Origin of the sequence: Streptomyces sp. NPDC056628, from assembly GCF_042792555.1 — a bacterium.
Taxonomy (GTDB): domain Bacteria; phylum Actinomycetota; class Actinomycetes; order Streptomycetales; family Streptomycetaceae; genus Streptomyces.
Map to the genome: position 1 here is coordinate 16,355 of NZ_JBHTWG010000009.1, position 23,660 is coordinate 40,014.

At 72.9% G+C, this 23,660-nt stretch carries 17 protein-coding genes and 4 pseudogenes; 17 read left to right on the forward strand and 4 right to left on the reverse strand.

Annotated elements, in window-relative coordinates; genetic code table 11:
• Window position 1 precedes the first annotated feature (1 nt).
• The 7 genes from glgA (at window position 2) to ACFRAC_RS14415 (ending at window position 8,259) form a co-directional block, all read left to right on the forward strand.
• Window positions 2-1,153 carry a glycogen synthase gene (glgA, locus tag ACFRAC_RS14385; protein ID WP_382924205.1) on the forward strand — a complete coding sequence of 384 codons (1,152 nt, stop codon included), beginning with the start codon at window positions 2-4 and terminating at the stop codon, window positions 1,151-1,153.
• A gap of 51 nt (window positions 1,154-1,204) precedes the next feature.
• A complete protein-coding gene (glgC, locus tag ACFRAC_RS14390; RefSeq protein WP_382924206.1) occupies window positions 1,205-2,425 on the forward strand; it encodes a glucose-1-phosphate adenylyltransferase in 1,221 nt (406 codons plus the stop codon).
• 226 nt (window positions 2,426-2,651) lie between these two features.
• Window positions 2,652-3,992: a wax ester/triacylglycerol synthase family O-acyltransferase gene (locus ACFRAC_RS14395; RefSeq protein ID WP_382924207.1), complete on the forward strand. Its 1,341-nt coding sequence runs from the start codon at window positions 2,652-2,654 to the stop codon at window positions 3,990-3,992.
• 121 nt (window positions 3,993-4,113) lie between these two features.
• Complete coding sequence (locus ACFRAC_RS14400) at window positions 4,114-5,634, forward strand: SDR family NAD(P)-dependent oxidoreductase (protein WP_382924208.1); 1,521 nt, start codon at window positions 4,114-4,116, stop codon at window positions 5,632-5,634.
• A 450-nt stretch (window positions 5,635-6,084) separates the two neighbouring features.
• Window positions 6,085-6,258, forward strand: a complete 174-nt coding sequence (locus tag ACFRAC_RS14405; protein ID WP_361351367.1) for a hypothetical protein — start codon at window positions 6,085-6,087, stop codon at window positions 6,256-6,258.
• 224 nt (window positions 6,259-6,482) lie between these two features.
• Window positions 6,483-7,061: a TetR/AcrR family transcriptional regulator gene (locus tag ACFRAC_RS14410; RefSeq protein ID WP_382924209.1), complete on the forward strand. Its 579-nt coding sequence runs from the start codon at window positions 6,483-6,485 to the stop codon at window positions 7,059-7,061.
• 16 nt (window positions 7,062-7,077) lie between these two features.
• On the forward strand, window positions 7,078-8,259 hold the full coding sequence (locus ACFRAC_RS14415; RefSeq protein WP_382924210.1) for a GDSL-type esterase/lipase family protein: 1,182 nt from the start codon (window positions 7,078-7,080) through the stop codon (window positions 8,257-8,259).
• A gap of 19 nt (window positions 8,260-8,278) precedes the next feature.
• Here the strand turns inward: ACFRAC_RS14415 and ACFRAC_RS14420 are convergent, their stop codons facing one another.
• Window positions 8,279-9,622, reverse strand: a complete 1,344-nt coding sequence (locus ACFRAC_RS14420; RefSeq protein WP_382924211.1) for an amidase — start codon at window positions 9,620-9,622, stop codon at window positions 8,279-8,281.
• Between the two features lie 212 nt (window positions 9,623-9,834).
• On the opposite strand from ACFRAC_RS14420, the gene ACFRAC_RS14425 reads away from it, so the two are divergent.
• Window positions 9,835-10,941, forward strand: coding sequence for a serine hydrolase domain-containing protein (locus ACFRAC_RS14425; protein ID WP_382924212.1), 1,107 nt, complete (start codon window positions 9,835-9,837; stop codon window positions 10,939-10,941).
• 33 nt (window positions 10,942-10,974) lie between these two features.
• Here the strand turns inward: ACFRAC_RS14425 and ACFRAC_RS14430 are convergent.
• Window positions 10,975-11,208, reverse strand: a pseudogene (locus ACFRAC_RS14430) (substrate-binding domain-containing protein); the annotation flags it as partial.
• On the opposite strand from ACFRAC_RS14430, the pseudogene ACFRAC_RS14435 reads away from it, so the two are divergent.
• From ACFRAC_RS14435 to ACFRAC_RS14460, 6 genes and pseudogenes are all read left to right on the forward strand, one after another.
• Window positions 11,206-12,018: pseudogene (locus ACFRAC_RS14435) on the forward strand (extracellular solute-binding protein); the annotation flags it as partial. The pseudogenes ACFRAC_RS14430 and ACFRAC_RS14435 overlap by 3 nt on opposite strands.
• A 6-nt stretch (window positions 12,019-12,024) precedes the next feature.
• Window positions 12,025-12,918, forward strand: coding sequence for a carbohydrate ABC transporter permease (locus ACFRAC_RS14440; RefSeq protein WP_382924213.1), 894 nt, complete (start codon window positions 12,025-12,027; stop codon window positions 12,916-12,918).
• On the forward strand, window positions 12,915-13,823 hold the full coding sequence (locus ACFRAC_RS14445) for a carbohydrate ABC transporter permease (RefSeq protein WP_382924214.1): 909 nt from the start codon (window positions 12,915-12,917) through the stop codon (window positions 13,821-13,823). The genes ACFRAC_RS14440 and ACFRAC_RS14445 overlap by 4 nt, the downstream gene beginning before the upstream one ends.
• 37 nt (window positions 13,824-13,860) lie before the next feature.
• Window positions 13,861-15,117: a glycosyl hydrolase gene (locus tag ACFRAC_RS14450; RefSeq protein ID WP_382924215.1), complete on the forward strand. Its 1,257-nt coding sequence runs from the start codon at window positions 13,861-13,863 to the stop codon at window positions 15,115-15,117.
• Window positions 15,114-17,114, forward strand: coding sequence for an endo-beta-N-acetylglucosaminidase (locus tag ACFRAC_RS14455; RefSeq protein WP_382924216.1), 2,001 nt, complete (start codon window positions 15,114-15,116; stop codon window positions 17,112-17,114). Before ACFRAC_RS14450 ends, ACFRAC_RS14455 begins: the two co-directional genes overlap by 4 nt.
• A 33-nt stretch (window positions 17,115-17,147) precedes the next feature.
• Window positions 17,148-20,162, forward strand: a complete 3,015-nt coding sequence (locus ACFRAC_RS14460) for an alpha-mannosidase (protein WP_382924217.1) — start codon at window positions 17,148-17,150, stop codon at window positions 20,160-20,162.
• On the opposite strand, the pseudogene ACFRAC_RS14465 reads toward ACFRAC_RS14460, so the two are convergent.
• A pseudogene (locus tag ACFRAC_RS14465) lies at window positions 20,160-20,319 on the reverse strand (GntR family transcriptional regulator); the annotation flags it as partial. The gene ACFRAC_RS14460 and the pseudogene ACFRAC_RS14465 overlap by 3 nt on opposite strands.
• Before the next feature lie 60 nt (window positions 20,320-20,379).
• Here ACFRAC_RS14465 and ACFRAC_RS14470 point away from each other — a divergent pair.
• From ACFRAC_RS14470 to ACFRAC_RS14480, 3 genes and pseudogenes are all read left to right on the forward strand, one after another.
• A pseudogene (locus tag ACFRAC_RS14470) lies at window positions 20,380-20,730 on the forward strand (SDR family NAD(P)-dependent oxidoreductase); the annotation flags it as partial.
• Window positions 20,731-20,813: 83 nt separating this feature from the next.
• Window positions 20,814-21,785, forward strand: a complete 972-nt coding sequence (locus tag ACFRAC_RS14475) for an aldo/keto reductase (protein WP_382924218.1) — start codon at window positions 20,814-20,816, stop codon at window positions 21,783-21,785.
• Window positions 21,782-22,096, forward strand: a complete 315-nt coding sequence (locus ACFRAC_RS14480) for an L-rhamnose mutarotase (protein ID WP_382924219.1) — start codon at window positions 21,782-21,784, stop codon at window positions 22,094-22,096. Before ACFRAC_RS14475 ends, ACFRAC_RS14480 begins: the two co-directional genes overlap by 4 nt.
• A 141-nt stretch (window positions 22,097-22,237) precedes the next feature.
• Here ACFRAC_RS14480 and ACFRAC_RS14485 read toward each other — a convergent pair whose 3' ends face one another.
• Window positions 22,238-23,659 (reverse strand): lipase maturation factor family protein, encoded by a 1,422-nt coding sequence (locus ACFRAC_RS14485; RefSeq protein ID WP_382924220.1) that lies wholly within the window; start codon window positions 23,657-23,659, stop codon window positions 22,238-22,240.
• Between the last annotated feature and the right edge of the window lies 1 nt (window position 23,660).

Below are 23,660 nucleotides of genomic sequence, written 5' to 3' on the forward strand. Positions count from 1 at the left end.
GGTGCGAGTGGGACTGCTGACCCGGGAGTACCCGCCGGACGTGTACGGTGGCGCGGGCGTCCATGTCGAGTTCCTGGCGCGGGAGTTGCGGGAGCTCGTCGACCTGGAGGTGCACTGCTGGGGTGAGGGCCGCACGGTCGGCGTGCGACGGCACCGCCCCTGGCCGGCGCTCGACACCGCCAACGACGCGCTGCGCACCTTCTCGGTGGACCTCGCGATGGCCGCCGCGCTCGCCGGCCGCGAGCTGATCCACTCCCACACCTGGTACGCCAACCTCGCCGGCCACCTCGGCAAGCTCCAGTACGGCATTCCGCACGTGCTGACCGCGCACTCCCTGGAACCGCTGCGGCCCTGGAAGGCCGAGCAACTGGGCGGCGGGTACGCCCTGTCGAGCTGGGCGGAGAGCACCGCCGTCGAGTCCGCCGACGCGGTGATCGCCGTCTCCGGCGCCATGCGCGAGGACATCCTCGGCTGCTACCCGGCGCTGGACCCGGACCGCGTCCACGTCGTGCACAACGGCATCGACACCGCCCTGTACCGCCCCGACCCGCGCACCGACGTCCTCGCCCGCTTCGGACTCGACGCCGACCGTCCCTACGTGCTGTTCGTCGGCCGCATCACCCGCCAGAAGGGCGTGCCCCATCTGCTGCGCGCCGTACGGCACATCGACCCCGCCGCGCAGGTCGTGCTCTGTGCGGGCGCCCCCGACACCCCGGAGATCGACCGCGAGTTCCGCGAGCTGTACGAGGAGCTGAGCCGGGTGCGCGCGGGGGTGCACTGGATCCCGCAGATGCTGCCGCGCCCGGAGGTCATCCAACTCCTCACGCACGCGGCGGTCTTCGTCTGCCCCTCGGTGTACGAGCCGCTGGGCATCGTCAACCTGGAGGCGATGGCCTGCGGCACCCCGGTCGTGGCGTCACGGGTCGGCGGCATCCCGGAGGTCGTCGAGGACGGCCGGACGGGACTGCTGGTCCCGCTGGACGACGACTTCGAGGCGGGCCTCGCACGGGCCCTGGACGCGGTGGTGGGGGACCGGGAGGCGGCCCGGCGGATGGGCGAGGCCGGGCGGGAGCGCGCGGTGGGGGAGTTCGGCTGGGACGCCGTGGCCCGCCGCACGGTCCGGCTCTACGAGGAGATCCTGAAACAGGCTTAGCGCGCGCCGCTCCGGGCAGGCTGGGAATCAACCAGGGGTGAGGGAGCGGCCATGCGCGGTGGTGGACCTTCGATACTCGGCATAGTCCTTGCGGGCGGGGAGGGCAAACGCCTGATGCCGCTGACCGCCGACCGCGCGAAACCGGCGGTCACCTTCGGCGGCACCTACCGGCTCGTCGACTTCGTCCTGTCCAACCTCGTCAACGCCGGCATCCTGCGCATCTGCGTCCTCACGCAGTACAAGTCGCACTCGCTGGACCGGCACATCACCACGACCTGGCGGATGTCCAGCCTGCTCGGCAACTACGTCACCCCGGTCCCGGCCCAGCAGCGGCTCGGTCCGCGCTGGTACCTGGGCAGCGCCGACGCCATCCTGCAGTCGCTGAACCTGATCCACGACGAACGCCCCGAGTACGTCGCCGTCTTCGGCGCCGACCATGTGTACCGCATGGATCCGCGCCAGATGCTGGACCAGCACATCGACAGCGGCGCGGGCGTCACGGTCGCGGGCATCCGGGTGCCGCGCGCGGAGTCCTCGGCCTTCGGGGTGATCAGCCCGGGCCCGGACGGGCAGACGGTGCGGAGCTTCCTGGAGAAGCCGGCCGACCCGCCGGGCCTCGCGGACGACCCGGAGCGCGTGTTCGCCTCCATGGGCAACTACGTCTTCACCACCAAGGCGCTCATCGAGGCGCTCCAGCGGGACGCCGAGGACGAGCACTCCGTGCACGACATGGGCGGCTCGATCCTGCCCCAGCTCACCGAGCGGGGCGAGGCCCAGCTGTACGACTTCAGCGCCAACCACGTCCCCGGCGAGACCAGCCGCGACCGCGGCTACTGGCGGGACGTGGGCACCCTGGACGCGTACTACGACGCCCATATGGACCTGATCGCCGAGCGCCCCGCGTTCAACCTGTACAACCGCAGCTGGCCCATCTACACCCATTCGGGCCAGCTGTCCCCGGCCCGCTTCAACGCGGGCGGCATCGCTGGCGAGTCCATCATCAGCGCCGGCTGCCTCATCCGCGGGCAGGTCACCCGGTCGGTGCTGTCGCCGGGTGTGGTGGTCGACCCGGGGGCGGTCGTGCAGGGGTCGGTGCTGCACGACAACGTGCACATCGGGCGGGGCGCGGTGGTGCGCGGCGCCGTCCTCGACAAGAACGTCGACGTGCCGCCGGGCGCCACGATCGGCGTCAACCCCGACCGGGACGTGGAGCTCTACACGGTCTCCCAGGGCGGTGTGATCGCGCTCGGCAAGGGCCAGCGGGTGTCGTAGCGGCCGTCGGCGACGGCCGCGACATGACGCCTCCCGGGTGACACGCACGAGATGCCCGGTGCCGCTCCCTGTGGTGGGGTGACCTCACAGGCACCATGAGTCCGCTGCCTCCACGCGAGGCGGGATGTAATCTGGTGTTAACTGTGCGTAGCCTGATCGTACTTGACTGTAATCGCCAACGAGCGATTGACTGCTGATCCACCCTTCGCCGACGCGAGGCAAGCCATTGACTTCCGACCTGCTCGCACCTCTCGACCTTGCGTTCTGGAACATCGAGTCCGCCGAACACCCGATGCACCTCGGGGCGCTCGGCGTGTTCGCGGCGCACACACCGACCGCCGGCGCCCACGCGGCCGACCTGCTCGCCGCGCGGGCCGCGGCCGTGCCGGGGCTGCGCATGCGCATCCGCGACGCCTGGCGCCCGCGCGGTCTGCTGCGGGCGCCGTTCTCCTTCGGCGGCGCCGCCCGTGAGCCCGCCCCCGACTTCGACCCGCTCGACCACGTCCGGCTGCACGCGCCGGCCGCCGACTTCCAGGCGGAGGCCGGACGGCTGATGGAGCGCCCCCTGGAGCGCGGCCGGCCCCCGTGGGAGGCGCACGTACTGCCCGGCGAGGACGGAGTGTCGTTCGCCGTGCTGTTCAAGTTCCACCACGCCCTCGCCGACGGCCTGCGGGCCCTGACGCTCGCCGCCGCCGTCCTCGACCCGATGGACCTGCCCACCCGCCGGCCCCGCCCCGAGGAGCCCGCGCGCGGCCGTCTGCCCGATGTGCGCGGGCTCCCCGACCTGGTGCGCGGCGCCGTGTCCGACGTGGGCCGGGCCCTGGACATCGGGGCCTCCGTCGCCGTGTCGACCCTGGCCACCCGCTCCACGGCCGCGCTCACGGCCGAGCCGAGCGGCACCCGCCGTACCGCCGGCGTCGTCGTCGACATCGACGACGTCCACCTCGTCCGCAAGGTCGTCGGCGGCACCGTCAACGACGTCCTGATCGCGGTCGTGGCCGGCGCGCTGCGCCGCTGGCTCGACGAGCGCGGCGACGGCAGCGCGGGCGTCGCGCCCCGCGCCCTGATCCCGGTCTCCCGGCGCCGCCCGCGCACCGCGCACCCCCAGGGCAACCGTCTCTCCGGCTATCTGATGCGGCTCCCGGTGGAGGACCCGGACCCGCTGCGCCGCCTCGCCGCGGTCCGTGCCGCCATGGACCGCAACAAGGACGCGGGCCCCTACCGGGGCGCCGGGGCCGTCGCCCTGCTCGCCGACCACGTGCCGGCGCTCGGGCACCGCTTCGCCGGACCGCTGGTCGCCCAGGCCGCACGGCTCTGGTTCGACATCCTCGTCACCAGCGTGCCGCTGCCCGGGATCCCGCTGAAGCTCGGCGGCCACCCCGTGGCCGAGGTCTACCCCTTCGCCCCGCTGGCCCGCGGCCAGTCCCTGGCCGTCGCGATCTCGACGTACCGGAACGGTGTGCACTTCGGCCTCGTCGCCGACGCGGAGGCCGTACCGGACCTCGACGTGCTCGCCCGGGCGATCTCCGAGGAGGTGGCCGGGCTGATCACCGCCTGCGATCCCTGACCCGTCGGCCCCCGGGCCCCTCCGCCGGATTTTGGCGGAGGGGCCCGGCGCTCCGTACAATTCCCCGTTTGAAAGCGAGCGCGACCGGAGCGCCGCGGGTGATCAGGGAACGGCAGCGGCGATGACGGTGACAGACGACGGCTCGACGGCGACCAGGACCGAGGCCGGACAGGAGCCCGCCGACGGCGTCGTGTACGGCCCCGGCATCGACCCCGAGCGGCTGGCGGTCTGCCTCGACGTGCTCGAGGAACTCGACAAGCTGGAGGTCGACCACCCCGACGCGATCGCCGTGCGCCGGGCCACCGCGGGCGTCTACCGCACCGTGAAGCAGCGCCGGCGCCAGGAGCGCCGGGCGGCGAAGACCGCGCACGACAAGACGGTCACGGAGGCCACCGCGACCGGCTCCGCCCAGCGCATCGACGACGAGACCGAGGGCCTGCTGCCGTCCTCCCGCACCGAGGAGGGCCGGATCGCGGGGATACTCCAGCGCCCGCGCTCCTGCTACACCTGCAAGACCCGGTACGTCGAGGTCGACTACTTCTACCACCAGCTCTGCCAGGACTGCGCCCGGCTGAACCGGGACAGGCGCGACGCGCGGGCCGACCTCACCGGCAAGCGCGCCCTGCTCACCGGCGGCCGCGCGAAGATCGGCATGTACATCGCCCTGCGGCTGCTGCGGGACGGCGCCCACACCACGATCACCACGCGCTTCCCGAAGGACGCCATCCGCCGGTTCAAGGCGATGGACGACTCGGGGGACTGGATCCACCGCCTGGAGGTCGTCGGCATCGACCTGCGCGACCCGGCGCAGGCCGTGGCCCTCGCCGAGCGGGTCGCCGAGGCGGGCCCGCTCGACATCCTCGTGAACAACGCGACGCAGACCGTGCGCCGGCTGCCCTCCGCCTACGCCGCGCTGATCGAGGGCGAGAGCGCCCCGCTGCCCGCCGGCGAGCTCCCCGCCCACCAGGTGATCGGGGCCTTCGGCTCCGGCGCGGTCGACGGTCTCACCGCGCTGCCGGTGGTCGCCGGCGGCCTGGACGCCCAGAAGGTGGCCGACCTCGCCCTGGTCGCGGGCAACGCCAGCGTCGCCCGGCACCTGGACGGCACCGCCATCGACGCAGGCGGCCTGGTGCCCGACGTCGTGGAGTCCAACACCTGGGTGCAGACCATCGACCAGATCTCCCCGGTCGAGCTCCTGGAGACCCAGCTCTGCAACTACACCTCGCCCTTCATCCTGATCAGCGCCCTGCGGCCGAGCATGGCCGAGGCCGCGAAGAAGGCGACGAGCGGGCGGGCGTACGTGGTGAACGTCTCCGCGATGGAGGGCGTCTTCGGCCGCGGCTACAAGGGTGCCGGGCACCCCAACACCAACGCCGCCAAGGCCGCGATGAACATGGTGACCCGCACCAGCGCGCAGGAGATGTTCGAGAGCGACGGCATCCTGATGACCTCCGTCGACACCGGCTGGATCACCGACGAGCGCCCGCACTACGACAAGCTCCGGCTCGCCGAGGCCGGCTTCCACGCCCCGCTCGACCTGGTCGACGGAGCGGCCCGCGTCTACGACCCGATCGTGCGCGGCGAGGCGGGCGAGGACCTTTACGGCGTCTTCCTGAAGGACTACGCGCCCGGCAAGTGGTGACGCCCGCACCGCCCCGAATCGCGACGGTTCGGGGTGTGTTGGCCGGATCCGGCGGGGTGCTGCCCCGGTCCGGGGTGAGTTGAATCCCGGATCGGGGCCGTGCTGCGCCGAGCGAGTGATACGCAAAAGCCGTGTCCAGGGGAAGAACAGGCGATGTCGGGCGGGTGGTTACCAGTCGACTTCGGAGATTTACACGTTGTTTGCAGCCCCATCGAGCAGGCATGCGCTCATTTGGTTAATCTGGAGTGGACGGACAGCGCCAAGGGTCCCAACCCACACCCATGGTCCGTCCCGGGACAAGCCGGTGCACAACGGCCTGCTTGCACACCTGTCACTGACGCCACCGCGTCCGAATCGACGTTGAGCTGGACCCGAAGGGGTGTCAGGCACCGGACCGCAGAGCGACCGGCTGCGCCCCCCGAGGGTGATCCGACACAGAAGGAGTGCGCGGTGACACCTGAGAAGACGAACGCCGAACAACGCCCCAAGGAACGCACGGAGCGTGTGGGCCGCAGGCCGAAGGAGATCGGCAGTCTCGACGTGTGGGCCCGGTCCGCCCCCATCCGGCTTGCGGGCTACGAGGAGGACCTCGCCGAGCCCCACATCCTGCCCAGCGTCGACTGACGGGCGGACCCCTCACCTCGCCGACCGCATGGACGTGCCGGACACGCGCCCATGCCGACGGGAGAAGCCGCGGCCGGGACACGGCCGCGGCTCCCGCTTTTCCCGCCCCGGATCGTCACCGCCTGTCCGTCCCCCCCCACGTGACCCCTCCCTTGATCGCGTACGCATTTGCCTAAAGGTTTTAGGTGAACGCATACTCGGTTATGGCAAGCGGGAGGATGGTTGTGGCACGCGTAGGACTCACCCAGGACCGGCTGGTCCGCGCCGGCGCCGAGCTGGCCGACGAGATCGGCTTCGAGCAGGTCACCGCGTCGGAACTGGCGCGGCGCTTCGGCGTCAAGGTCGCGTCCCTGTACTCGCACGTGAGGAACACCCAGGACCTGCGGACGAGGATCGCCCTGTTCGCGCTGGAGGAGATGGCCGACCGGGCCGCCGACGCCGTCGCCGGACGGGCCGGCAAGGACGCCCTGGTCGCCTTCGCCAACGTCTACCGCGACTACGAGCGCGAGCACCCCGGCCGGGCCGCCGCCGCGCGCATGCCGCTCGACCCCGATACGGCCGCCGCCAGTGCGGGGCCGCGGCACGCGCAGATGACCCGGGCGATCCTGCGCGGCTACGACCTGGCCGAACCGGACGCCACCCACGCGGTCCGGCTGCTCGGAAGCGTCTTCCACGGGTACTCCAGCCTGGAGTCGGCGGGCGGCTTCCGGCACAGCGCGCCCGACTCCGAGGAGACCTGGAACCGGATCCTGGACGCCCTGGACTCCTTGCTGCGCAACTGGCCCACCGAGCCCACCTCCTGATCGACAGGCTGAGGACATGAACACCGAGCACGACTGGATCACCACGACGGTCACCGCGGACCTGCTGCGCGGCGCCCTCGACACCGAGCGGACCGAGGTCGGGCTGCTGCCGCACCGGCTGCCCGCCCGGGCCCGTGCGCAGAACACCGACGGGCAGCTGGCCATGGCCGAGTCGCACCCGTCCGGCGTACGGCTCGCCTTCCGCACCCGGGCGACCAGGGTCGAGCTCGACGCCCTGCGCACCCGGCGCAGCTACGTCGGCGTGCCCGAGCGCCCCGACGGCGTGTACGACCTGCTCGTCGACGGACACCTGGTGGCCCAGGGCAGCGTCGGCGGCGGCAACGTCGTGACCGTCGACATGGCGGCGGGCACCGACGAGCACCGCTCGGGACCGCCCGGCACCGTGCGCTTCGACGGGCTGCCCGAGGGCGACAAGGACGTCGAGATCTGGCTGCCGCACAACGAGACGACCGAGCTGATCGCCCTGCGCACCGACGCGCCCGTCGCGCCCGCCCGTGACCCCGGCCGCAAGGTGTGGCTGCACCACGGCAGTTCCATCAGCCACGGCTCCGACGCCGCGAGTCCCACCGGCATCTGGCCCGCCGCCGCGGCCGCCCTCGGCGACGTGGAGCTGATCAATCTGGGTCTGGCCGGCAGCGCCCTGCTCGACCCGTTCACCGCCCGCGCCCTGCGCGACACCGCCGCCGACTTCATCAGCCTCAAGATCGGCATCAACCTGGTCAACCTGGACCTCATGCGGCTGCGTGCCTTCGGGCCCGCCGTCCACGGCTTCCTCGACACCGTCCGCGAAGGGCACCCCACGACACCGCTGCTGGTGGTCTCGCCCATCCTGTGCCCGATCCACGAGGACACCCCCGGGCCCTGCGCCCCGGACCTCACGGGTCTGCGCGAGGGCCGGCTGCGGTTCGCGGCGATGGGCGACCCGGCGGAGCGCGCGGCCGGCAAACTGACACTGAACGTCATCCGCGACGAGCTGTCCCGGATCGTGCGGGAGCGGGCCGCCGACGACCCGCACCTGCACTACCTCGACGGCCGCGAGCTCTACGGCGAGGCCGACTTCGAGGAGCTCCCGCTCCCCGACGACCTGCACCCCGACCCGACGACCCACCGCCGGATGGGTGAGCGGTTCGCGAAGCTGGTCTTCGGCGTCGACGGGCCCTTCGCACCGGAGGTGTGAGCCGGACGGGCCGGCCCGCTCAGTCCAGCGGCGCCGTCCTGCGCCACGGACGCAGCTGCTCGACGGTCTCCGCGAGGGCCAGCAGCGCCGCCTCGGAGCCGGGGCGCCCCACGAGCTGCACGGCGGTGGGCGCTCCGGACGGCAGGGTCCCGAACGGCACCGCCATCGCCGGCCATCCGGTCAGGTTCCACGGCGGGGTCAGCGGCGAGTAGTTGGTGTTGGCCAGCACGTTGCGCAGCCAGCCCCGCTCGTGCCAGGGCACGGACCGGGGCGAGCGGCGTGCGAGGGCCGGGGTGAGCAGCACGTCGTGCTCGGCGAAGAACGGCTCCAGCCGGGTGCGCAGCCGCTCCCGGTCCTCGCCGGTCCGCGCCCGGCCGACGAACCGCCGGCCCACGGCCGCGTGCACCCGCGTCCGGCGGGTGAGGAGCGCGGTGTCCACGCCCCGGGCGTCCACCGACGTGCCCGCCGTCCAGTGCGTCAGCGAGGTGACGCCCAGCGACATCGGGTACGGCGGATCGGCCCTGCGCACCTGGTGACCGGCCTTCATCAGCAGCGCCGCCGCCTCCCGGGCGGCGCTCGCGTACGGCTTGCTGATGGTGACGCCGGCGATGGGACTGCGCAGCGACACCGCGATCCGGTACGTCTCCGGCGCCGCCGGCGCCGCCACCTCGGTGCCGGCGAGGACCGACAGCATCAGCCGGGTGTCCTCGACGGTCGTGGCGAGGGGGCCGTTCTCCGACATCCCGAACCAGTCGCCGTCGCCGATGCCGGCCGGGACCACCCCGCTGCCGGGCTTGATCGTGACCAGGCCGCAGTTGGCCGCGGGGATGCGCAGGGACCCCATGCCGTCGTTGCCGAGGGCCAGCGGCACCAGGCCCGCGGCGACCGCGGCCGCGCTGCCGCCGGACGAACCGCCCGCCGTCCGCGAGGTGTCCCAGGGATTGCGGGCCGTGCCGTGGACGCCCTCGGTGGTGCCGAAGACGCACAGCTCCGGCACGTTCGTCAGGCCCACCACCACCGCGCCGGCGGCGCGCAGCCGGGCCACCGTGACGTGGTCCTCGGCGGCCGGGGCGTCCGGCGTCGCCGCCGAGCCGACCCGCATCGACTCGCCGCGCACCGCGAGGTTGTCCTTGACGGCCACCGGCACACCGGCCAGGGGCAGTTCGGCGAGATCGGCACGCGAGGCCACCTCGTCGGCCTCGGCGAGCGCCGCCTCGGCACGGACCACCCGGAAGGCGCCCACGCGCCCGTCGAGCCGCTCGATCCTCGACAGGTGCTCGGCCACCACCTCCCGGGGCGTGGCCCGCTTCTCGCGTACGGCGGCGGCGATCTCGGCGGCGGTCCGGCCGACCCAGCTGGTCACGGGCGCTCCTTCTGCGTACTGACGGGTATGCAGGAGAACTCTGCCCCTCTCCGGGCCCCGAGTCGAGGGGGCGCCGGGCTTGGATGTCCGGGAGTGTCCGGTGGGACTTCTCAGGGCGGCGCCGGGTGCCGGCGGCCGGGTCATGCCCGGGTGTGGCCGCCGGCCGCGAAATCCGGTTGACCGGAGGGGTGCAGTGGGGGCTGGATGGGCACATGGCCGACATTCAGGGCTCGTACGACACCCTCTTCCTCGCCGTCCCGAACGCACTCGCCGGCATGCTGGACGCCGGTGACGCGGGAGGCTCCGCCGCCGTCTTCGTGGACGGCGAGCCGGTGGTGGACGTCTGGGGCGGGTACGCGAACGCGGAACGGACCGCCCCCTGGGAGCGGGACACCCTCGTCAACGTCTGGTCCGTGACCAAGACGATGACGGCCCTGTGTGCCCTCGTCCTGATCGACCGGGGCGAACTCGACCCGGACGCACCCGTGGCCAGGTACTGGCCGGAGTTCGCGGCGGCGGGCAAGGACAAGGTGCTCGTACGGCATCTGCTGGCGCACACCGCGGGACTGCCCGACTGGGACGGGTCGGTCGAGGACCTGTACGACTGGCCCGCCGTCACCGTCCGGCTGGCGGCGCGGGCGCCCCGGTGGGAGCCGGGCACCGCCGCCGGATACCACTCACTCACCCAGGGCTTCCTCGTCGGCGAGGTGCTGCGCCGGATCACCGGCCGCGAGGTGGGGGAGTTCCTCGCCGAAGAGGTGACCGGGCCGCTGGGCGCCGACTTCCACATCGGGCTGCCGGCCGAGCACGACCACCGGGTCGCCCCGGCGATTCCTCCGGCGGGCCGGGACGAGGACTACGCGTCGAGCGCGCCCGGCGATCCGGCGAACTCCGAGGCGGGGAACGGAATGCGCGTCCGGGACGGCAACAGCCTGGCCTGGCGCCGCGCGCAGATCCCCGCGGCGAGCGGATACGGCAACGCCCGCTCGGTCGCGCTGACGCAGTCGGTCCTGGCCTGCGGGGGAGAGGTGAACGGCGTACGCCTGCTGTCACCGGCCGGCTGCGACCGCGCCCGTGAGGAGCAGTTCGACGGTGACGACCGGGTGCTGGGGATGCCGACGCGGTGGGGTCTCGGGTACGGCCTGTTCGGCGGCGCGTGCGGCTGGGGCGGCTGGGGCGGGTCGCTGGTGGTGATCGATCCCGACAGCCGGCTGGTGGTGGCCTACGTGACCCACCAGATGCGTGAGCCCGCCGAGGACACCCGGGGGATGGAGATCGTGACGGCGGCGTACGAAGGGCTTCAGGGACTGGGCCGCTGAGCGGTGCGACGGGGGCGCCGTGTGGCCGGTCCGTCACACGTTCCGCGCCACCCCCGTGCTCCCGCGCTCGATCAGCCGCGGCACCGGCACCCCCACCGCCCGCGCCGACCCCCCGTCCAGCAGGGCGATCAGTTCGCGGGCCGCCGTACGGCCGAACTCCCCGCTGTCCCTGGACAGGGCCGACAGCCAGGGCTTGACCATGCGGCACAGGGCCGAGTCCTCCCAGGAGACCACCGAGACGTCCGCCGGCACCGAGAAACCGAGTTCAACAAGACGCTCTTCGAGAAGGCCGGCCTCGACCCCGAGCAGCCGCCGAAGACCTACGACGAGGTCTTCGACGCCGCCCTCACCATGGCGGAGAAGACGGACGGCAAGGTCGCCACCCTCGCCAACGTCCCCACCATCGAGGACTTCGGCCGCTACGGCGTCCCGCTGATGAACAAGGAGGGCACCGCCTTCGCCTTCAACGGCGCCAAGGGCGTGGAACTCCTCACCAAGTACAAGGAGTTGTACGACGCCAAGGCGCTCGACCCGCAGGCGCTCACCGCCACCCCCGAGTCCTCCGGCAAGAAGTTCCTCACCGGTGCCGTCGCCATGAACCCCGGCAGCGCGCTCGACCTCGGCAACTTCAAGAAGCAGGCGCCGAACCTGTACAAGAACATCGGGATCACCGACCAGATCACCAGCACCGGACACGTCAACATGTACGTGATGGGCGTGATGGTCAACGCGCAGACCAAGCGCACCCCCGCCGCCGTCGCCTTCGCGCACTACGTCACCGACGCCGAGCACCAGATGTCCTTCGCCAAGAAGGTCGCCATCTTCCCCAGCACCGCCGGCTCCCTCGACGACCCGTACTTCACCAAGGAGGACGGCACCGACGAGACCCGCGTGCGGGTCGCCGCCGCCAAGTCGCTGAAGAACGCGGTGAACTACACGCCCGTGCTGTTCAGCGAGCAGATGAAGACGGCGCTGCGCAACGAGGTCGCCAAGGCGCTCCAGGGCAAGGAGAGCCCGAAGGAAGCGCTCGACAACGCTGTCGCGGCCTGCGACCGGCTCCTCCAGCAGCAGGGCTAGCCGACCATGGCCAGCCCGACCGTGTCCCGGGTGCGGCGCCAACTGCCGTCCAGCCCCTGGCTGTTCGCCGCCCCGGGCCTGCTGATCACCGGCGCGTTCATCCTCTACCCGTTCGTCTCCACCCTGGTCAACGCCTTCACCGACCGCCGCACCCTGATCCCGGGCCGCTTCGTGGGCCTCGCGAACTTCCGGGAACTGCTCCACGACGACATGTTCTGGATCGGACTGCGCAACAGCACGCTGTACGTCCTCGTCGTCGTCCCCGCCCTCGTCGTCCTGCCCCTGCTGCTCGCGCTGCTCGTGCAGAAGAACATCCCCGGCATCACCTTCTTCCGGTCCGCCTTCTACACCCCGGTCGTCGCCTCGATCGTCGTCGTGGGACTGATCTGGGTGTGGCTGCTCGACGAACGCGGCCTGGTGAACTCCCTGCTGGAGGCGGTCGGTGTGGGCAGGGTCGGCTTCCTCAGCGACCAGTGGCTGCTCCTGCTGAGCGCCATGGCCGTGACGGTCTGGAAGGGCCTCGGCTACTACATGATCATCTACCTGGCCGCGCTCGCCAACGTGCCCCGCGAACTGCACGAGGCCGCCGCCGTGGACGGGGCGGGCGCCGTCCGGCGCTTCCTCACCGTCACCGTGCCCGCCGTCCGCTCCACCATGGTCCTGGTCGGCGCGCTGTCCTCGGTCGCCGCCTTCAAGGTGTTCTCCGAGGTGTACCTGATGGCCGGCCCGAGCGGCGGCCCGGCGGGCGAGGACACCACCCTCGTCATGCTCGTCCAGCGCACCGGCACCGGACTGACCGGCCGGGTCGGCTACGCCTCCGCGATCTCGGTCGTCGTCTTCGCCGTCACCGTCGCCCTGATGCTGCTCGTGCTGCGGGCCGACCGGAAGGACGCGTCATGAGCGTCATCGACAAGGCGCCGCCCGCCCCCGCGCGGCCGGCCGCCCCGCGCGAACCCCGGATCACCGACGAACACGGCCGCAGCGTGCGCGTCTGGGAACTCGCCCTGCGCTACCTGCTCCTGCTCGGGGTGCTCGCCCTCACCGTCGGCCCGTTCCTGTGGCAGCTGTCGACGTCCCTCAAGGGACCCACCGAGGACATCTTCAGCTCCCCGCCCCGCTTCCTGCCCGCCGACCCCACCCCGCACAACTACGAACGGGTCGCCGACACCATCCCGGTCTGGGACTACGCCCTCAACTCGCTCAAGGTCGCCGCCGCCAACGTCGTCACCAACTGCGTCGGCGCGGCCCTCGCCGGCTACGCGCTCGCCCGGCTGCGCTACCGGGGCCGCACGGCCGCCACGCTCGTCTTCGTCCTCGCGATGCTCGTCCCGGTGGAGGGCATCATCATCGCCCAGTTCACCACCATGCGGGAGCTCGGCCTGAACAACACCCTGATCGGGGTCGTCCTGCCCGGCTGCGTCAGCGCCCTCAACGTGCTGCTGATGCGCAACGCCTTCCTCAATCTGCCGTACGAGATCGAGGAGGCGGCCTTCGTCGACGGCGCGAATGTCTGGCAGCGCTTCCTGCGCGTCGCCGTGCCGTCCGTGAAGGGCACCCTCGCGGTCGTCGCGATCTTCGCCTTCATGGGCGCCTGGGACGACTTCCTGTGGCCGCTCATCGTCCTCAGCGACCCGTCCAAGTTCACCCTGACCATCGGCCTCAACTATCTGCACGGCACCTTCGCCAACGACGAACGCCTCGTCGCCGCCGGCACGATCATCGCCGTCGCCCCGCTGATCGCCCTGTTCGCCTGCCTCCAGCGGTACTTCTTCCGCGGGGTCGGCGAGGGCGCCGTCAAGGGCTGACCACGACGTTCCTCGCACCTCCGTCACAAGGACCCGCATGCCTCCTGCCGTGCGCTTCGGCGTCAACTACACCCCGAGCGAAGGGTGGTTCCACCACTGGCTGGACTTCGACCTGGACTCCGTGCGCGCCGACCTCGACTCCATCGCCGCGCTGGGCCTGGACCACATCCGGGTCTTCCCGCTGTGGCCCTACTTCCAGCCCAACCGCACCCTGATCCGGGGACGGGCCGTCGAGCATCTGCTGCAGCTCGTCGACGCCGCCGCCGAACGCGGTCTCGACGTCAACGTGGACGGTCTGCAGGGCCACTTGAGCAGCTTCGACTTCCTGCCGGCCTGGACCCGCACCTGGCACCGCCGCAACCTCTTCACCGACCCGGACGTCCTCGACGGCCAGGCCGCCTACCTCCGCACCCTCGCCGCCGCCCTCGCCGGCCGGCCGAACTTCCTCGGCATGACGCTCGGCAACGAGGTCAACCAGTTCTCCGCCGGCCCCCACCCCGACCCCGACCGGGCCACCGAGGACGACATCGACCGCTGGCTCACCCGCATGCTCGCCGCCTGCGAGGAGGGCGCCCCCGGCCGGCTGCACCTGCACGCCGAGTACGACGCCACCTGGTACCAGGACGACCAGCCGTTCACCCCCGCCCAGGCCGCCCGGCACGGCGCCGTCACCGCCGTCCACTCCTGGGTGTTCAACGGCACCGCCCAGCGCCACGGCCGCTCCTCCGTCCCCTCCGAGCACCACGCCGCCTACCTGATCGAGCTCAGCAAGGCGTGGGCCGACGACCCGCACCGCCCGGTGTGGCTCCAGGAGGTCGGCGCGCCCGCGCCCCTCGTACCGCCCGAGCACGCCGCCGCGTTCACCGAGGCGACCGTCGCGAACGCCCTGGACTGCCCCGGCCTGTGGGGCGTCACCTGGTGGTGCTCCCACGACGTGTCCCGGGACCTCGCCGACTTCCCCGAACTCGAGTACGGGCTCGGCCTGCTGGCCAACGACCGCACCCCGAAGGACACCGCCCGGGTGCTGGAGCGGGCGGCCCGCGGGACACCCCGCACGCCCGCGCCCCGCACGACGGCCCTGATCGTCCCCGCCGATCCGGCCCGCCGCTCGCTCTGCGCCCCGGGCGGCCCCGTCTTCGACGCCTTCTTCCGGCTCACCGCCGACGGCGCCCGCCCCACCACCGTCCTCGACACCCGCGCGGACGACCGCGCCCACCTCCGCGCACGAGGCATCACCGAGGTCGTCGCTCCCGATCAGGTACTCCCCACCCCCCAAGGAGGCACCCGCTCGTGAACCCCACCAGACGCACCGTCCTCATCGCCGGCGCCACGGCCGCGCTCCTGCCGTCGCTCCCCGCGCACGCCGCTTCCAAGGCCCCGGCGGGCCCGCCGTACGCGTCCTACTGGTACCCGGACTCCCTGCCCGCCGGGACGCCGGGCCCCGGCATCACCTGGCGCGGCCTGAAGTCCTGGCGCCCGGCCGACGACACCGACCTCGCCTTCAACGCGTCCACCGTCCCGCTCGCCCCCCGCTTCACGCCGGCCCCGGCCAACCCGACCGCACGCGCGGGCCAGGCCCGCATCCAGTCCCTGGTGTCCTTCGGGCCCACCGCGGGCAACCCGTCGCAGGGGTCGGCCACCGCCGACCACTACGCCCTCACCCACTGGGCGTACCTCGACGAGCTGGTGTTCTGGGGCGGTTCCTCCGGCGAGGGCCTGATCCTCGCGCCGAACGCGCCGATCGTGGACGCGGCCCACCGGCACGGCGTGCCCGTCCTCGGCAATGTCTTCCTGCCGCCCGTCGCCTACGGCGGGCAGCTGCGGTGGACCCGGGACCTGGTGCAGCGGGACGCGGCGGGGCGGTATCCGCTGGCCGCGAAGCTGGTCGAGGTGGCGAAGGCGTACGGCTTCGACGGCTGGTTCGTGAACGCCGAGACCGGAGGCGGCGACGCCGCGCTCGGCGCCGACATGCTCGGCTTCCTCGGGGAGCTGAGGACCCGCGCCCGCGCCGAGGGGCAGCGGGTCACCTGGTACGACGCGATGACCGTGAACGGCTCCGTGAGCTGGCAGGGCGCGCTGAACGCACACAACGAGCCCTTCTTCCAGTCCGCCGACGACCTGTTCGTGGACTTCCGCTGGACCGCGGCGAAGCTGGCCTCCTCCGGGCAGCGGGCGGAGCGACTGGGCCGGGACCGGCACGAGTTGTGGGCGGGCGTCGACGTCGAGTCCAACGGCTGGAACACGTCCGTCGACTGGGACGCCATCGTGCCCCGCGACCGCTCCCACGTGGTGTCGCTCGGCTTCTACCGGCCCGAGTGGACCCGCAACCACCTGCCCGCCGACCGCAGGACGCCCGGCGACTTCCACCGGGCCGACGACCGCTTCTGGACCGGGCGGTCCCTCGACCCGTCACGCCCGGACGCCACCGACGGCTGGCGGGCCCCGGCCGTCTCCGTCGCCGACCGGTCCACGGTGACCCGGCTGCCGTTCGCCAGCGTCTTCAACACCGGGCACGGGCTGCGCTGGTACGAGAAGGGGGTGGTGACCTCGGACACGCCCTGGAACCACCTGGGACTCCAGGACCGGCTGCCCTCCCGCCGCTGGGTCGTCCGCACCGACGGGCAACGGCCCACGGTGGCCTTCGACTTCGAGGACGCCTGGCACGGCGGGTCCAGCGTGCTCGCCGCCGGGGAACTCGACCGGCCCGCCGTCCTGGACCTGTACGCGACCCGGCTGCCGCTCACCCGGGACACGGTCGTCGAGCTGACCCACCGCACCGACGCCGGACGCGTCGACGTGGAGCTCGCCGTCGCCACCGCCGACCCGGGCGGGCCGGGGGAGGCCCCGCCGTACACCTACCACCCCGTGACCACCGGCGACGGCTGGACGACCACGACCGTACGGCTCACCGGCCTCACCGGCACCGTGCACGCCCTCGGGGTGCGGCTCACCCCGGCCGGCGGCGGTCCCGTGCGCTGGCGGCTCGGCGGCATCGCCGTGCACGACGCGGCCCCCACGCCCGCCGCGCCCTCGGGTTTCCGCGTCACCGGCGCGTCCGGCGGCGACCTGCGCTTCGCCTGGACCCCCGCGCCCGGCGCGACACGCCACCACACGCTGCACCGCGTGCTGCCCGACGGCACCCGGCGCTTCCTCGGCGGCACCTGCCAGCACGCCTTCTTCACCGGAGGGCTGCGGCCCGAACCGGGTGAGACGGCGGCACGGTTCGAACTGCGCGCCGTAGGGGAGCTGTACAGCACGTCGGCCCCCGTGACCGTGACCTACCGCTGGTGACCCCCCGGACGACCTACCGATGGAGCATCCCGCATGCATGACGACCGCAACCTGGTCGAAGCCCGCCTGAAGCGCGTCCTCGACGAACGCATCCGCCCCGCCGTGTACCCGGAGTCCGTGCCGCTGGACGTGGCCGTGTGGCACGCGCCGGGCGAGCCGGTGCCGGTCGCGGAAGGGCTCGCCGCCACGCCCGAGCCGATCGAGGTCTCCGCCCGCTGGGGCGCTCCCTGGGGCACCAGCTGGTTCCGGGTCACCGGGACCGTCCCCGAGGCGTGGGCCGGGCGGACCGTCGAGGCGCTGCTCGACCTCGGCTTCGACGAGAACATGCCCGGCTTCCAGTGCGAGGGCCTGGTGTACCGGCCCGACGGCACCCCGGTGAAGGGGCTCAACCCCCGCAACCAGTGGGTGCGCGTGGCCGCGCCCGCCGAGGGCGGCGAGGAGGTGCGGCTGCACATCGAGGCGGCCTCCAACCCCGTTATCCTCGACTACCACCCCTTCCTGCCCACGCGGCTGGGCGACCAGGAGACCGCGGGCAGCGCACCGCAGTACACCCTGACCCGGATGGACCTCGCCGTCCTCGACGAGGAGGTCTGGCAGCTGGTCGTCGACCTGGAGGTGCTCGGCGAGCTGATGGCCGAACTGCCGGTCGACTCGGCCCGGCGCTGGGACCTCCTGCGGGCGGTGGAACGGGCCCTGGACGCCGTCGACCTCCAGGACGTCAACGGCAGCGCGGCCGCGGCCCGCGCCCGCCTCACCGACGTCCTCGCGGCGCCCGCCGTACCGTCCGCCCACCGCCTCAGCGCCGTCGGGCACGCGCACATCGACTCGGCGTGGCTGTGGCCGCTGCGCGAGACCGTGCGCAAGGTGGCCCGCACCACCTCCAACATGACCGCCCTCATCGAGGACGAACCCGACTTCGTCTTCGCCATGTCCCAGGCGCAGCAGTGGGCGTGGGTGAAGGAGCACCGGCCCGAGGTGTGGGCCCGGGTGAAGAAGGCCGTTGCCGACGGGCGGTTCGTCCCGGCGGGCGGCATGTGGGTGGAGTCCGACACCAACATGCCCGGCTCCGAGGCGATGGCCCGGCAGTTCGTGCACGGCAAGCGGTTCTTCCTCGACGAGTTCGGCATCGAGAACGACGAGGCGTGGCTGCCCGACACCTTCGGCTTCGCCGCCGGACTGCCCCAGATCATCAGGGCCGCCGGCTCCAAGTGGCTGCTGACGCAGAAGATCTCCTGGAGCCAGACCAACAAGTTCCCCCACCACACCTTCTGGTGGGAGGGGATCGACGGCACCCGGATCCTCACCCACTTCCCGCCCGTCGACACCTACAACTGCTCGATGAAGGGCAGCGAGATCGCGCACGCGGCCCGCAACTTCAAGGACAAGGGCCGCGCCCGGCACTCGCTGGCCCCGACCGGCTGGGGCGACGGAGGCGGCGGCACGACCCGCGAGGTGATCGCCAAGGCGGCCCGGCTGCGCGACCTGGAGGGCTCGGCGACCGTGGTCTGGGAGACCCCGGACGCCTTCTTCCGCAAGGCCGAGGCCGAGTACCCGGACGCCCCGGTCTGGGTCGGCGAGCTGTACCTGGAGCTGCACCGGGCCACCCTCACCAGTCAGGCGCAGACCAAGCAGGGCAACCGGCGCAGCGAGCACCTGCTGCGCGAGGCGGAGCTGTGGGCGGCGACGGCCGCGGTGCGCGCCGGCTTCCCCTACCCCCACGAGGAGCTGGACCGGATCTGGAAGACGGTGCTGCTGCACCAGTTCCACGACATCCTGCCCGGCTCCTCCATCGCCTGGGTGCACCGCGAGGCCCGCGCCACGTACGCCCGGCTGGCCCATGAGCTGGAGGCGATCGTCGACGCCGCCCAGCGCGCCCTGGCGGGGGAGGGGAGGACCGAACTCGTCTTCAACGCCGCGCCGCACGCCCGCCTGGGGGTGCCGGCGGGCGGCGCGCGCACACCGGTCATCGACGGCCGCACGGCTCTCGCCCCGCGCCCGGACGGCGGCTTCGTCCTCGACAACGGCCTGCTGCGCGTGGAGATCGACGCGCGCGGACTCGTCGTGTCCGCGTACGACGTCGAGGCCGAGCGCGAGACGGTCGCGCCGGGCGGGGCCGCCGGCCTCCTCCAGCTGCACCCGGACTTCCCGAACATGTGGGACGCCTGGGACGTCGACGCCTTCTACCGGCACACCGTCACCGACCTCACCGACGCGGACGAGATCGCGCCCGGCACCGACGGCACCTCGGTGCGGATCGTGCGGTCCTTCGGGGAGTCCCGGGTCGTCCAGGTGCTGTCGCTGGCCCCGGGGGAGCGGCGGGTGCTGTTCGACACCGAGGTCGACTGGCACGAGACGGAGAAGTTCCTGAAGCTGGCGTTCCCGCTCGACGTGCACGCCGAACGCTATGCGTCCGAGACGCAGTTCGGGCACTTCCACCGGCCCACCCACACCAACACCAGCTGGGAGGTCGCCAAGTTCGAGGCGTGCAACCACCGGTTCGTGCACGTGGAGGAGCCCGGCTGGGGCGTCGCCGTCGTCAACGACTCGACGTACGGCCACGACGTGACCCGGACCGTGCGCACCGACGGGGACCGGGGCACGACCACCACGGTCCGCGTCTCGCTGCTGCGCGCCCCGCGCTTCCCGGACCCGGAGACCGACCAGGGCGTGCACCGCTTCCGGCACGCGCTGGTGCCGGGCGCGGGGATCGGGGACGCGGTGCGGGAGGGCTGGCGGATCAACCTGCCCGAGCGGCGGCTGACCGGCGGTCGCGAGGTGGCCCCGCTGGTGACCGTCGACCGGGACGCCGTGGTCGTCACCGCCGTGAAGCTGGCGGACGACGGCAGCGGGGACGTGGTGGTCCGTCTGCACGAGGCGCACGGCGGCCGGGTGCGGGCCACGCTGAGGGCCGGCTTCGAGGTGGCGGACGTGACGGCGACCGACCTGCTGGAACGCCCCCTGCCGGAGACGCCGGAGCACACCGGCCGGGACGTCGCGCTGCGGCTGCGGCCGTTCGAGCTGGTGACGCTGCGGCTGCGGCGGACGTGAGGCGGCGGCGGGGCGGGCCGCCTCCGGGCGTGGGCGGCCAGGGCGCGGTGGATCGCGGCGTGCTCGGGGCGGGTGCGCTCGAAGGCACCCTCCTGGTAGCCGCGCCACACCCGGGCGCGAAGGTGCGCGACGACAGGCCCTCCAGGATCGCGGCCACGGACCCGGTCGGCGCCTTCCGGGCCGCCGACCTCCGGACGCAGCGGAAGGAGCAAGCGGAATGACCGACTTCGACGGACTCACGGCGCTGGTGACGGGAGGCGCCTCCGGCAGCGGCCGGGCCACGGCCGGCCTCCTCGCCGTTCGCGGCGCCCGCGTCGCCGTCCTCGACCCCGGCCCGTCCGACCTGGCCAAGCCGCTGCTCGCGTACCGCGCCGACGTCACCGACGACGCCTCGGTGCGCGCGGCCGGCGCTGACGCCGTGGCGGAGCTCGGCGGACTCGACGTGCTCATCGACAACGCCGGCGTCGGCGCCCAGGGCACCGCCGGGCACAACGACGACACCGAGCGGCACCGGGTCCTGGACGTCGACGTCGTCGGCATGGCCCGCTCCGCGCACCCGCATCCGCGGTGCCCGCTGTCCGGCGCCACCACCGCAACCGCCCTCGCCGTCGACGGCGGCACGCAGGGACCGCGCCACAGGCCGGTCGCCCGGTGAACCGGCTCGGCCGCACCGGCGTCCAGGTCAGCCCCCTCGGCTTCGGCGGGGCCGCCATCGGCAACCTCTACCGCGAGGTCGGCGAGGAGCAGGCGCACCAGGCGGTGGCCGCCGCCTGGCAGGCGGGCGTCCGCTACTTCGACACCGCCCCCCACTACGGACTGGGCCTGTCCGAACGCCGCCTCGGCGCCGCCCTTCGGCAGTACCCGCGCGACGCGTACACGATCTCCACCAAGGTCGGCCGCCGGCTGGAACCGGTGCCCGGTGCCACGGGCGACGACCTGGCCGACGGGTTCGCCGTCCCCGCCGACCGGCGCCGCGTGTGGGACTTCAGCGCGGACGGCGTACGCCGCACCCTGGAGGCCAGCCTGGAACGGCTGGGCCTCGACCGGGTCGACGTCGTCTACCTCCACGACCCCGACGACCACGGCGAACAGGCCTTCCGCGAGGGCTATCCCGCGCTGGAGAAGCTGCGCTCCGAGGGCGTCGTGGGCGCCATCGGCGCCGGGATGAACCAGACCGCCATGCTGACCCGCTTCGTCATGGACACCGACGTCGACGTGGTGCTGTGCGCGGGCCGCTACACGCTGCTGGACCAGAGCGCCCTGGACGACCTGCTGCCCCTGGCCGTCGAGTGCCGCACGTCCGTCGTCGTCGGCGGCGCCTTCAACTCCGGCCTGCTGGCCGACCCGCGGCCCGGCGCGACCTACGACTACGCCCAGGCGCCGACGCACCTGGTGGAGCGGGCCCTGCGCGTCAAGGCACTCGCCGAACGCCACGGCACCACCGTGCGGGCCGCCGCCCTCGCGTTCTGCGCCGCCCACCCCGCCGTCGCCAGCGTGCTCGTGGGCGCCCGGTCCGCCGCCGAAGTCACGGACTGCGCCCAGCAGTTCGCGGCGCCCGTGCCGGCGGGGTTCTGGCAGGAACTGCTCGAGTCCGGTCTGCTGTCCGAGGAGGCATCGCCATGAGAGTCGCCCTGCACACCACAGTCCGCGCCGACCGTGTCGACGCGTACGAAGCCGCCCACCGGGACGTCCCGAAGGAGCTCACCGACGCCATCCGCGCGGCCGGGGCGACCTCCTGGACGATCTGGCGCAGCGGCCTCGACCTCTTCCACGTCCTGGAGTGCGAGGACTACGGCCGTCTCCTCGCCGAGCTGGAGGAACCGCCCGTCGACGTGGCCTGGCAGGCCCGCATGGCCCAGTTGCTCGACATGGTGCACGACTACTCCCGCGACGGCGCCGACGCCGGCCTCCCGGTGGTGTGGGAGCTGCCGTGACGGTCGTCGACGCCCACCACCACGTCGGGACCGGCCGGTGTGCACGCCGCCGACCCCGTACGGGCAGGTGCCCGACGCGGCACGTGAACTCACCGACCGCGTCGGCCACCGGCGGATCTTCGAGCGCACGGCCGTCCGCGTCTACGGCCTCCGGGAGCCGCCCGCGAGCCGGGTCGGCGGCAGGTACTCGCGCACATACGTCCGCTCCCAGCACGCGCCCGTCTCCCGCAGCTCGCGCCACGTCGTGTACCGGTAGCGGAAGAGACGGGCCCGCACGAAGCGCGGCGGCTCGTGGGCCGGGAACGGCGAGCGGCGCAGCAGTCTCAGCGTCGCGCGGTCGTTCTCCAGGAGCCGCTCCACCAGCGTCCCGAACCACGACCCGGCGTACGAGGGCGACAGCGCGGCGAACCACATCAGCCAGTCCAGCCGCAGATGGTAGGGGGCGAACTGGCGGGGCCAGCGCCGGGGATCACCGGGCTTGCCCTTGAACTCGTACTCCCGCCAGTCCGAGTCCTCGCGCGGCGTCCCGTCCGCGGTGCCCTCGATCACGACCTCGTAGCGGACCCGGCTGACACTGCCGAAGGCGCCGTAGGTGTTGACCAGGTGCAGCGGGTCGAAGGACCGGTTCATGACCTGGCGGCGGGAGATCATGTTGGCGACCGGTCGGTAGCTGAGGCCGACCAGGACGGCGGCGACCGCGAGCACCGTGACCTCGTACCACAGCGGTGCGTCCGGCCGGTCCGGCGGATCGGCCGGGAACGCGACCGCCGACAGGGCCAGCACGATGGTGATCCAGTTCAGCCAGGCGAAGTTGCCGGACAGCACCAGCCACAGCTGGGTGGCGATCATCAGGGCCGCCGCGGCCGTCGCGACCGGCTGGGGGGCGAAGAGCAGGAACGGCACCACCAGCTGGGTGACGTGGTTGGCGGCCACCTCGACCCGGTGCAGCGGCTTCGGCAGATGGTGGAAGAACCAGCTCAGCGGCCCCGGCATCGGCTGCGTCTCGTGATGGTGGTCCAGGCAGGTCAGCTTCCGCCAGCAGGCGTCGCCGCGCATCTTGATCAGCCCGGCGCCGAACTCCACGCGGAACAGGATCCAGCGCAGCAGGAACAGCATCACGACCGGCGGAGCCACCTCGTCGTTGCCCAGCCAGACCGCCGCGAAGCCGACCTCCAGGAGCAGGGACTCCCAGCCGAACGAGTACCAGGTCTGGCCGACGTTCACGATCGACAGGTACAGCGCCCACGGCACCAGCCACAGCAGCAGGGCCGCCCACAGCGGCACCAGGGAGTCCGCACCGGCCAGCAGCGCGGCGGACACCGCGCAGCCCGACCAGGCGCAGACGGCGAAGAAGCGGTCCGAGTAGTGCAGTTGGAACACGCTCGGCGCGGCCTTGAACGGCACCCGCGCCACGAAACGCGGCACGGGCAGCAGGCCGCGCGACCCCATCAGCGCCCGGAACTGCAGGGCCGCCGTCAGGAACGCGACCAGGTAGACACCGGCCAGCGCCCGCTGGAACACCAGCCGGCTCGTCTCGTATCCCGGTGCGACGAACCAGTCCACA